Raw genomic sequence first — 10566 nt, 5'->3', positions numbered from 1 at the left:
AGTTCGGCGGTCGGGCGGGTGCCCCTGCTGCTGATCGAGTAGGCCGGAGCGCCGGCGGAGGGCGTATCAAGATCACGCCCGACCCCACGCATGGTGAGATCCTGACAATCGCGATGTAACACCGAGGCAAGAGGTGATTCACGCGCGCTCGGGATAGTGGCTGATATGTCCAGCACTCCGCGCTTCCTGCAAGGCGTCTACTCGTTCACAGGCACGGGCCTGACCAAGCCGGCGCCGATCGACCCGTCGCTGGCCTACGTGGTGCCGTCGGGGCTCACCGCCCAACCGCTGTACTTTCGCGGCGGCAACAGCTCCGACGAGCTGATCTACGTGACCCTGATGCGGGATGGCAAACCGATGCGCATCTTCCCGATGGGTGCGAAATCGTCGGTGAACGTGCCGCTGCGTGTCGTCGAGGACGTCGATCCCGACACCACGCTCGAGCTGGTGCTCGCCGCGCCGGAGGGGACCTCCGGCGAGGTCGTGATCGACTTCGGGATGGTCGTCTTCTGATGCCCGTCAACGTGACGCCCGGTCACGATGCGGTGGCGGGAAAGCGGAAGCTCGTCGTCGTCGGCAACGGCATGGCCGGGGCGCGCACCGTCGAGGAGATTCTCGCCCGCGGCGGCGGTGAGCTGTTCGACACCACGATGATCGGGGACGAACCGTACGGCAACTACAACCGGATCATGCTCAGCCACGTGCTGTCCGGCGAGACCGGTCTCGACGACGACGACCTGATGCTCAATCCGATGGCGTGGTACCGCGAGAACGGCGTCACTCTCTACTCGGGCGACAGCGCGGAGTCCATCGACCGTTTCGCCAAGACGGTCACGTGTGCCAGCGGCCGCGTGATCGATTTCGACATCCTCATCATCGCGACCGGGTCGAACACGTTCTTTCCCAACATGGACGGCCTGCGCGAACCGGACGGTCGCCTCGCGCGAGGGGTTTTCGGGTTCCGCACCATCGAGGACACCAACGGCATGCTGCAGATGGCCACCTCGAGCGACGACGTGCGGGCGGTGGTCATCGGTGGCGGTCTGCTCGGACTCGAGGCGGCCTACGGCCTGAAGATCCAGGGTGTGGACGTCGACGTGGTCCATTCGCCGGGTCACCTGATGAACCAGCAGCTCGACGAGCGTGGTGGGCGGGTGCTGCGCAACAAGATCGAGGCGCTCGGTGTCGGGGTGCACACCGGCAAGCGGACCACCGCGGTGCTGCGTAACGACGAAGGCCGCGTCGCCGGAGTCGGATTCGCCGACGGCGAGTCGCTGCCCGCCGACATGATCGTGGTGACCGCCGGTATCCGGCCCAACGTGGGGCTGGCCCGCGGGGCGGGGCTCGTCGTCGAGCGCGGCATCGTCGTCGACGACCAGATGCGTTGCGAGGACGAAGGTTCGATCTTCGCGGTGGGGGAGTGCGCCCAGCACCGCAGCGAGGTCTACGGTCTCGTGGCGCCGTTGTGGGAGCAGGCCGTGGTTCTCGCCGACGTGCTGACCGGTGCGAAACCCGATGCTGCATATCATGGTTCGCGGTTGACCACCAAGCTGAAGGTGGCCGGAGTCGACGTGGCGGCGATGGGGGTCAAGGGACCTGAACGCGAGGACGACGAGTTCGTCCAGTTCTACGAACCCCGCAGCGGCATCTACAAATCCGTCGTCGTGCGCGACAACAAGCTGATCGGCGCGATGCTGCTCGGCGACATCTCCAAGGCGAACTTCCTCACCCAGGCCTTCGACGAGAAGGTGCCGCTGCCCGACGAGCGGATCTCGATGCTGTTCGACATGGGCACGCCGACCGCGGCGACGGGTGCCGCCGAACTTGCCGACGACGTGCAGGTCTGCAACTGCAACGGGGTCACCAAGGGCGACATCGTGGCCTGTGTCGCAGGCGGCTGCACGAGCGTCGCCGAGGTGTGCGCGGCCACCCGTGCGGGGAAGGGCTGCGGCTCGTGCAAGGGGCTCGTCGCCGACATCGTCGAGTATGCCGCCGGTGACGCGCTGACGGTGGACAAGTCGGCCGACTGGTACGTCCCGGCCATCCCGCTGACGAAGCCGGAGCTGATCGACGCCATCCGCCGACAGGACCTGCGATCGGTCAGCGAGGTGTTCGCCGCCTTGGCCCCCGCCGGCGAGGACGCCGCCGCGAAGATGCCGTTGGCGTCGCTGCTGCGGGTGATCTGGGGTCCGGACTGGAAGCGGGAACCCGGCGCGTTGTTCATCAACGACCGGGTGCATGCGAACATCCAGCGCGACGGCACGTTCTCGGTGGTCCCGCAGATGCGGGGCGGGGTGACGTCGCCGCAGCAGCTGCGCCGCATCGCCGATGTCGCGGAGAAATACGACATCCCGATGATCAAGGCGACCGGCGGGCAGCGCATCGACCTGCTCGGTGTGAAGAAGGAGGACCTGCCCAAGGTCTGGCAGGATCTGGGCATGCCGTCGGGCTACGCCTACGGTAAGTCGTTCCGGACGGTGAAAACCTGTGTGGGAACCGACTATTGCCGGTTCGGTCTCGGGGATTCGACGGCACTGGGGATCGCCATCGAGACCCGGTATCAGGGTCTGGAGTCGCCCGCCAAGCTGAAGCTCGCGGTCACCGGATGTCCGCGTAACTGTGCCGAGTCGCTGTGCAAGGACTTCGGGGTGGTTGCCGTGGGCGATGGCCGCTGGGAGATCTACGTCGGCGGCGCCGCCGGAGCGCACATCCGCAAGGGCGATCTGCTGGTGACCGTCGATTCCCCCGACGAGGTGATCCGGTTGTGCGGCATCTTCATCCAGTACTACCGCGAACAGGCGAAGTGGCTGGAACGCACCTACGCCTGGGTGCCGCGCGTCGGGATCGAAGAGCTGCGGGCGATCCTGGTCGATGACCGCGACGGACTGGCCGCGGGCCTGCAGGAGCGCATCGACGAGGCGGTTGCCGGCTATGTCGACCCGTGGCTGGACCGCGAAGAACCGAAGTCGCCCGCCCAGTTCACCTCTGCGCTGCCGCTGCTGCCCCTGCCTCAGGTGCCGGTCCGATGACCGCCCTCTCGCACGGCACGGGGATCCCGGTGGGTCCGGTCGACGACCTCGTTCCCGGCGAGGGCCGCGCGTACGCGGTCGACGGCCACCAGATCGCGGTGTTCCGGATGACCGACGGCACGTTGCGCGCCACCGACGCGGTGTGTCCGCACCGGGGTGGTCCGCTCGCCGATGGCCAATTCGACCTCGCCCAGATCGTCTGCCCCTTGCACCAGTACGCATTCCGCTTCTCCGACGGCGGGTGCGCCTCCGACGGGATCGGCTCGGTCGCGGTGCACCGGGTTGAGGATCGTGACGGGGAGATCGTGCTCTGGGTGTGAGGCTGTCCCAGCTGACACCTCAGCGGCGGGCCGTCGACGGTTATGGCATGGCGGCGCGCTCAGGTGTCATCTGAGACAAGTTCGGTCGTGGGGACCGGAGGCTTGAGGTGCTCACCTCGACGGACGATATCCATGATCGATTCCTCGGCGGCCGGCCATTCGTGGACCACCTGGTGGTAGGTCAGCCTGATGACGATGTACCCGAGTCCGACAGCCTTTCGGTCCCGTTCGCGGTCCTTCTCGAATTGTTCTTTGCTGCTGCGGTGTTCATAGCCGTCGACCTCGATGATCAATCGGGCGCCCACCACCATGTCGACGAACCCCACGCCGGCGATGTCGACCTGCGTTCGTACGCCGATACCGCGGGACCGCAAATGGAGCCGCGTCATCGATTCGGTGCCGGACTGTGCCGCGCCGTCACAACGATCCAGTAGGCGGCGGATGCGGGCGGGTGCTGACCGGAAGACCGTCTTCAGGTCCGAGAGTTCGAGCAGGTCCTTGTTGAGGATGGAATCACAGACGACAACGATGCCCTCGTCGTCCAGGCACTTCAGCGCGTGCCGCACTGCGACGGTGAGTTCGTCGACGGACGACAACTCCGATTCCGGTCGCCCGTACTGTTGGCAGAATTGCGCGCCGGGCGTGCGATGTGCGGAGGCACGCGCGCGGGCATGAACGGTTTCTGATGTGCCGGGTACCCAGACCTTCTGGAGCCGGAGCGCGGACAGGCAGCTGAGCACCCCACCGGCCGCGACTGCCGAGACGACATTCGCGTCGGCCCATGGTGTGGCATACCACCCTCGCCGGACACCTCGAAGAGTGCTGTTCTTCAGTGCCGCCCGGAGTTCGGTCCGGGTCATGCCTGCTGTTCTCAGCTGTTTCCACGAAGCGACGCCGAAACCGGCCGCCAGGACACCTGGGTAGTCGAGATCTTCCATGGTCTGCAGCGTGTCATCGATCGCAGCGCACTCGCGCCGAGCGGCCGATTCCGGGGAAGATCTGTGGAAACTGGAGAGAATGTGAATTCTTGCCCGGCAACCTCTGTCCCGGATGACACCTGAGCGGCCCGCGGAACCTCAATTCGGCCCGGAGGATCGCTGAGGTGCCATCTGGGACAGAGCTGCCGGGGGCAGCGCGGGTCAGACGCGGTCAGCGGATAGTGCGTCGGGGACGACGAATCACGGGGGAGGTGGTCTGTGCTGCGGGGTAGTGGAAGAAGCCTCGGGGCGCATGTCGGCGTTGGCGTCGCCCATCGGGATCGAGACGATCGTGATCCCGCCCACCACGGCGACGATCGTGCCGTGCAGGGCTCGTGCCGCGGCATCGGTGGTGCAGCCGACGAGGATCGCACTGTCGTCAAGCCATTGTGACGTCTGAGGGCTCTCGCCGAGTCGGCGACACCCGGAGTCTTCGTTCGGGTAACCGGGTCCGAAGGGCGCCAGCATCACCGGGATCGTCGGCTCGGCTGCCGTACTCGTCGCAGCCGAGGTCGCCGACGTCGAGCTCGTGGCGACCTCACTCGAGGTCGCGCTGCAGCCGGCCACGGCCGTCGCGAACGTGGCTGCCGTGGCCAGCAGCTGGGCGAAACGCCTGGTCATCCTTGGTGCCTCAGATGTCAGCGCGCCGAGTCGGCGGTCAGTTACCCAGGACGAAGGCGTCCGGCACGATGTAGCGCTCGGGGCCGAATACGATCACGCTGGCATCGCCATCCCGGGTAACGGTGAAGTCGAAACCGGCCGACCCGTCGGACTCGGCGCTGTCGGCGCCGTACGGAGTGGTACCGCGGAAGAAGAGCGCGCGTCTGTACCCGTCCGGTTTGCTGACCTCCACGAGAGTGGTGCCGTCGTCGCCCCAGTTGCGGGTCACCCGCGCCGTGCAGCTCGAGGTCGGCTCCCCTCCGGTCACCGAACAGGCGATCTGCATCGTCGCGTCCGCTTCGGTGCCGGGTGCCGCGGACACCGACGGTGCCGCCTGCGTGGCACTCGACGTCGGAGCAGCGTCGTCGGACGTCGAGTCGCATCCCGACAGCACGGCCGTGAGGAGTAGTGCCACAACCGCGACAGTGCGGCGGGTTGTCGTCATCGGGGCTCTTTCGTCGGGTGTCAGTACACGTCCTTCACATACCGACGGTCCGCGGCGAGCGCCTTGACGTATTGCTCCGCGCTCTTGGGGGCGCGCTTTCCGTGCTGCGCGACTATACCGTGTAACGCCGCATCCACGTCCTTGGCCATGCGGGATGCGTCACCGCAGACGTAGATGTGGGCCCCTTCGTGGAGCCAGTCGTACAACTCGGCCCCGTGTTCGCGCATCCGGTCCTGGACGTAGACCTTGCGGTCCTGGTCGCGGGAGAAGGCGACGTCGAGGCGGGTCAACAGGCCGTCGCCCAGCATCGAGGTCAGCTCTTCGCGGTAGTAGAAGTCGGTGGCGGAGTGTTGTTCTCCGAAGAACAACCAGTTGCGGCCGGTGTGACCGAGAGCCTGACGCTCGTGGAGGAACGCGCGGAACGGGGCGATGCCGGTGCCGGGACCGATCATGATCATCGGGGCGTCCGGGTCGGCGGGTGGCCTGAAGTGGGTTGTCGGAGAGACGAAGATCCCGATGTCCTCGCCGTCGGCGTGGTCGGCCAGGAAGGTCGAGCACACGCCACTGCGTGGGGTGCCGTGGACGTTATAGCGCACCGTCGAAACGGTCAACTGCACCTCGTCGGGTGACTGCAGCGGACTCGAGGAGATCGAATATGACCGAGGTGCAATGGGTTTCATCACCGACAGCCATTCATCGGCGCTCGCGGTGACCGGATAGGCGTTGAGTAGGTCCACCGACTGCCGCCCCCATGCCCACCCGTTGAGATCGTCTTTGTTGCCGGGCGTCGCCAGAGTCCGCAGGTCCTCGTCGCCGGAACGCTCGGCGACGAACCGCACGAGATCCGGGGTGAGGCGTGCCATCTCGAGACGCTCGGTGAGCGCACGGCGCAATGTCATCGAGCCGGCGTCGGGCAGTTCGACGACGGCGTCGCCGTCGAGTCGCGTCGCCGACAACCACTCGTCGATCAGCGCCGGGTTGTTGCGTGGCCAGACACCGAGCGCATCACCGGTCGAGTAGCTCAGCGTGCCCTGCGGTAGATGGAAGCCGAAGTTGCGTACGTCCTTGGCGGAGCCGTTGCCGTTGAGGCGGATGTTGCGGATCAGCGAGGTCACGAACGGGTTCTTGCGTGAGTAGCCCGACGAGGGCGAGTGGCGGTGCGAGCCGGGTGTCGCCGGGCCGGGCTCGGAGACCACCACCGACGCGCGGGACCGCACACCCCCGGCCGCGACGGCGACGGGTTCCTCGCGGATCGCGATGCGCTCGATCACCTGGTCCAGCCATCCTCCGGCGGCCTCGTCGAAATCGGGTTCGCAGTCCACCCGATCGAGAATGCGCTCGGCACCCAGTTCACCGAGCCGGGCGTCGAGCTTGCGGCCGTGACCACAGAAGTCGTCGTAGTTGGAGTCCCCGAAGGCCAGGACCGCATAGCGCAGCCCGGAAAGGTCGGGAGCGTCGTCGGCGGTGAGCGCATCCCAGAACGCGCTGCCGTTGTCCGGTGGTTCGCCGTCGCCGGTGGTCGACGTGACGAACAATGCGGTCCCGGCCGACGCGAGCGCCGCTACGTCGACGTCGTCCATCGCGGTGGCGTTCACCGAGGCTCCCGTCCCGGTCACGCGTTCGGCGCAGGTGGCCGCATAGTCCTCGGCATTACCCATCTGCGACGCCCACAGCACGGTCACCGAAGGGATGGGTGGGCTGTCGGCCGCCGCGAGATCTGCGGCCGCGGGTTCGGCGTGGCGCGAGAACATGCCGGCGAGAATTCCGTCCACATAGAACCGTAGATCGGCTCCCACCGGTGCATCGGGCGGGAGAACCGGAATCGCGCCTGCGGGCGGGTCGGCCCGCAGGCCCGCAATGATGCCGGCGAGGTAGAGCCTTTCGTGCTCGGTGGGTTCCGGGGTCGCGACGGCGCTCACCCCGAGGGTGTCGGCCAGGGCGTCGATCACATGCCGTCCTTCGGGTGCTGTCGGCGGGAAACCGGTTGCTGTCGGCGAAGAAGCGGGTGCCGTCGGCGATGAGACCCGGGTGAGGGAGACCGCGCACACCTTGAACTCGGGCTGCGCCGACAGGGGGTCGATGGCATCGGAGGTGACCGCGTTGATCGCGAGGTGTTCGCCGAACATGTCGTTCCAGTGGAAGGGGACGAAGCAGTTGCCGGGGCGGACCCGGTCGGAGACGGCGGCGGGCAGGACCGCCCGACCGCGGCGCGAGGCCACCTCGACCCGGTCGCCCTTCGCGATGCCGAGGCGGCGCGCGTCGTCGGGATGGACCTCGACGAACGGTCCGGAGTTGAGCTTGTTGAGCTTGGCGACCCGACCGGTCTTGGTCATGGTGTGCCATTGGTGCGGCAGTCGGCCGGTGTTGAGCACGATCGGGTGGTCGTCGTCGGGCATCTCGGCAGGATCGACGTGCGGGCGGGCGAAGAACTGGGCGCGCCGCGTCGGCGTCGCGAACGCCAGTGCCGGGACGGTGCCGTCCTCGGCGCGGTGCAGTGTCTGGCTGATGCCGTCGTTGAGGTAGCGGATCGGGTTGCGGCCCGTCGCATCCGGTGTGGCCAGGTCGGCGGGCGGGCACGGCCACTGCATGGGGGTGCGGCGCAGACCCTCGTAGCTCATGCCGCGTAGGTCGTAGCCGGTTTTCGGGTTCGCGAACCCGCGGATCTCGTCGAAGATCTCCTCGGCGTCGCGGTAGGTGAAGGCCTCCGCATACCCCATCTCGCAGGCGATCCGCGCGATGATCTCCCAGTCCGGCAGGGCCGCACCGGGTGCGGGCATCGCCGGCTCGAACAGGGTGACGTTGCGCTCGGAATTGACCATGGTGCCGGTGGATTCGGCCCACAGGGCGGCGGGCAGCGCGACGTCGGCGTAGGAGTTGGTCTCGGTGTCGGCGAACGCATCCTGGGTGATGACCAGTTCGGCGCGCTCCAGGCCGGCGATCACCGTGGACCGGTTCGCCACCGACGCAACGGGGTTGGTGCAGATGATCCAGCAGGCCTTGATCTCGCCGTCGGCCATCCGACGGTACATGTCGATGGTGCCGCCTCCTGCGTCGGTGTGCAGGGTGCCCGGCTCGATGCCCCACTTGTCCTCGACGAAGGCGCGGTCCTCGGCTGACAGCACCGCCCGCTGGCCCGGCAGACCGGGTCCCATGTAACCCATCTCGCGCCCGCCCATGGCGTTGGGCTGGCCGGTCAGGGAGAACGGACCGCTGCCCAGGCGGCAGATCGCGCCCGTGGCCAGATGCAGGTTGACCAGCGCGTTGGTGTTCCAGGTGCCGTGGGTCGACTGGTTGAGGCCCATCGTCCAGCAGCTCATCCAGTTGTCGGCGGTACCGATCATCTCGGCGGCGCGGACGATGTCGTCGGCGGGGATACCGGTGATCTCGCTGACCAGCTCGGGCGGATACTGCGCCGCGAACTCTCCCATCTGCTCGAAGCCGTCGGTGTAGGCGGCGACGAAGTCCTCGTCGGTGTGCCCGCCGCTGATCAGCAGATGCAGCAGCCCGTTGAGCAACGCGAGGTCGGTGCCGGGCTTGATCTGCAGGAACAGATCGGCCTTGTCGGCGGTGGCGGTGCGTCGTGGATCGACCACGATCAGCTTCGCACCCGCCTTGATCCGGTCCAGCATCCGCAGATGCAAGATGGGGTGGCAGTCGGCGATGTTGGAGCCGATGACGAAGAAGACGTCGGCATGATCGAAGTCCTGGTAGGAGCCGGGCGGGCCGTCGGCGCCGAGGGACTGCTTGTATCCGGTGCCGGCGCTGGCCATGCACAGCCGTGAGTTCGATTCGATCTGGTTGGTGCCGATGAAGCCCTTGGCCAGTTTGTTCGACAGGTACTGAGCCTCCATCGACATCTGACCGGAGACGTAGAGCGCGACGGCGTCCGGGCCGTGCTCGTCGATGATCGCCCGCAACCGTCGGGCGGTATCGGTGATCACCGCGCCCATGTCGGCGGGTTGCGCGGGGGCGCCGCGTTCGGCGCGCACGAGGGGAGCGGTCATCCGGCCGCCGCCGGCGAGCATGTCGGCGGTGGTGGAGCCCTTGGTGCACAGCCGACCGAAGTTGGTGGGATGGTCCTTGCGGCCGACGGTCTTGGCGACCCGGCCGTTCTCGCCGACGGCCAGCTCCATGCCACAGCCCACCCCGCAGTAGGCGCACAACGAATGCACGGTGTCGGTAACCTTCACGTCATCCAGCGTCCGGCGTGCGTGTTTCGGGGATCCGTGGGTGGCGTTACGCGACTGTCAACGTGATCTCACACCGGGGTTTCGGTGGGGTGAGGCCGCCTTCGTCGCGCTTGCTCCTCAGACCGTTCCTGCCCCTCGTCAGGCCGCCGAGCGGAGACACGGGCGGACTCCTCAGACACATCTCAGCAGTTCACGATAAGACTGTAGGTATGCGCATCCTGGTGGTCGACGATGATCGGGCGGTACGTGAGTCGCTGCGTCGGTCGTTGTCGTTCAACGGCTACACCGTGGACACGGCCGCCGATGGTCTCGAGGCATTGGAGAAGGTCGTCGCCGACCGTCCCGACCTCGCGATCCTCGACGTCATGATGCCACGCCTCGACGGCCTGGAGGTGTGCCGGCGGCTGCGGTCGGCGGGCGATGACCTGCCCATCCTGGTGCTCACCGCACGTGACACGGTGTCCGAGCGGGTGTCGGGGCTCGACGCGGGTGCCGACGACTACCTGCCCAAACCGTTCGCTCTCGAGGAACTCCTGGCCCGCCTGCGGGCCCTGTTGCGCCGCGCCACTCCCGAGGACGACGCCGAGTCCGAGGCCCTGACCTTCGCCGATCTCACCCTCGATCCGGTGACCCGCGACGTCACGCGGGGGGAGCGTGCCATCAGCCTCACCCGCACCGAGTTCGCGCTGTTGGAGATGCTGATGGCCAACCCGCGCCGGGTCCTGTCGCGCAGCCGCATCCTCGAGGAGGTGTGGGGCTATGACTTCCCGACCTCGGGCAACGCCCTCGAGGTCTACGTCGGCTACCTGCGGCGCAAGACCGAGGCCGACGGCGAGCCCCGGCTGATCCACACCGTGCGCGGCGTCGGCTATGTGCTGAGGGAGACGCCTCCCTAGTGGTCGCCACCCACAAGCTCTACACCGGGCCCGCAGCCCCGAGCGACCC

8 protein-coding genes are annotated in these 10566 nt (G+C 67.4%); 4 read left to right on the top strand and 4 right to left on the bottom strand.

Going from position 1 to position 10566, the window contains the following annotated elements; all coding sequences use genetic code 11:
• The first annotated feature begins 165 nt into the window (after window positions 1-165).
• From GORHZ_RS26870 to GORHZ_RS26860, 3 genes are read left to right on the top strand one after another with little or no spacing between them, the layout of a single operon-like run.
• Window positions 166-513, top strand: coding sequence for a hypothetical protein (locus GORHZ_RS26870; RefSeq protein ID WP_006338783.1), 348 nt, complete (start codon window positions 166-168; stop codon window positions 511-513).
• Window positions 513-3029, top strand: a complete 2517-nt coding sequence (gene nirB, locus GORHZ_RS26865) for a nitrite reductase large subunit NirB (RefSeq protein WP_006338781.1) — start codon at window positions 513-515, stop codon at window positions 3027-3029. The genes GORHZ_RS26870 and nirB overlap by 1 nt, the downstream gene beginning before the upstream one ends.
• Window positions 3026-3349 carry a Rieske (2Fe-2S) protein gene (locus tag GORHZ_RS26860; protein WP_006338779.1) on the top strand — a complete coding sequence of 108 codons (324 nt, stop codon included), beginning with the start codon at window positions 3026-3028 and terminating at the stop codon, window positions 3347-3349. Before nirB ends, GORHZ_RS26860 begins: the two co-directional genes overlap by 4 nt.
• A 59-nt stretch (window positions 3350-3408) precedes the next feature.
• Here the strand turns inward: GORHZ_RS26860 and GORHZ_RS26855 are convergent, their stop codons facing one another.
• The 4 genes from GORHZ_RS26855 to GORHZ_RS26840 form a co-directional block, all read right to left on the bottom strand.
• Window positions 3409-4287 (bottom strand): endonuclease domain-containing protein, encoded by an 879-nt coding sequence (locus tag GORHZ_RS26855; protein ID WP_006338778.1) that lies wholly within the window; start codon window positions 4285-4287, stop codon window positions 3409-3411.
• Between the two features lie 240 nt (window positions 4288-4527).
• Window positions 4528-4947 carry a hypothetical protein gene (locus GORHZ_RS26850; protein ID WP_006338776.1) on the bottom strand — a complete coding sequence of 140 codons (420 nt, stop codon included), beginning with the start codon at window positions 4945-4947 and terminating at the stop codon, window positions 4528-4530.
• A 37-nt stretch (window positions 4948-4984) separates the two neighbouring features.
• Window positions 4985-5431, bottom strand: coding sequence for a hypothetical protein (locus GORHZ_RS26845; RefSeq protein ID WP_006338774.1), 447 nt, complete (start codon window positions 5429-5431; stop codon window positions 4985-4987).
• Between the two features lie 20 nt (window positions 5432-5451).
• Complete coding sequence (locus GORHZ_RS26840; RefSeq protein WP_006338772.1) at window positions 5452-9621, bottom strand: bifunctional nitrate reductase/sulfite reductase flavoprotein subunit alpha; 4170 nt, start codon at window positions 9619-9621, stop codon at window positions 5452-5454.
• A gap of 209 nt (window positions 9622-9830) precedes the next feature.
• Here GORHZ_RS26840 and GORHZ_RS26835 point away from each other — a divergent pair, with 209 nt between their 5' ends.
• Window positions 9831-10517, top strand: a complete 687-nt coding sequence (locus GORHZ_RS26835; protein WP_006338770.1) for a response regulator transcription factor — start codon at window positions 9831-9833, stop codon at window positions 10515-10517.
• Window positions 10518-10566 lie beyond the last annotated feature (49 nt).

Source organism: Gordonia rhizosphera NBRC 16068 (assembly GCF_000298195.1).
GTDB lineage: Bacteria > Actinomycetota > Actinomycetes > Mycobacteriales > Mycobacteriaceae > Gordonia > Gordonia rhizosphera.
This window is presented reverse-complemented; position numbering and strand designations above follow the sequence as displayed.

Coding starts and splice junctions, on each gene's coding strand:
- GORHZ_RS26870 (WP_006338783.1), top strand. CDS start 166: ATGTCCAGCACTCCGCGCTTCCTGCAAGGCGTCTACTCGTTCACAGGC.
- nirB (WP_006338781.1), top strand. CDS start 513: ATGCCCGTCAACGTGACGCCCGGTCACGATGCGGTGGCGGGAAAGCGG.
- GORHZ_RS26860 (WP_006338779.1), top strand. CDS start 3,026: ATGACCGCCCTCTCGCACGGCACGGGGATCCCGGTGGGTCCGGTCGAC.
- GORHZ_RS26855 (WP_006338778.1), bottom strand. CDS start 4,287: ATGGAAGATCTCGACTACCCAGGTGTCCTGGCGGCCGGTTTCGGCGTC.
- GORHZ_RS26850 (WP_006338776.1), bottom strand. CDS start 4,947: ATGACCAGGCGTTTCGCCCAGCTGCTGGCCACGGCAGCCACGTTCGCG.
- GORHZ_RS26845 (WP_006338774.1), bottom strand. CDS start 5,431: ATGACGACAACCCGCCGCACTGTCGCGGTTGTGGCACTACTCCTCACG.
- GORHZ_RS26835 (WP_006338770.1), top strand. CDS start 9,831: ATGCGCATCCTGGTGGTCGACGATGATCGGGCGGTACGTGAGTCGCTG.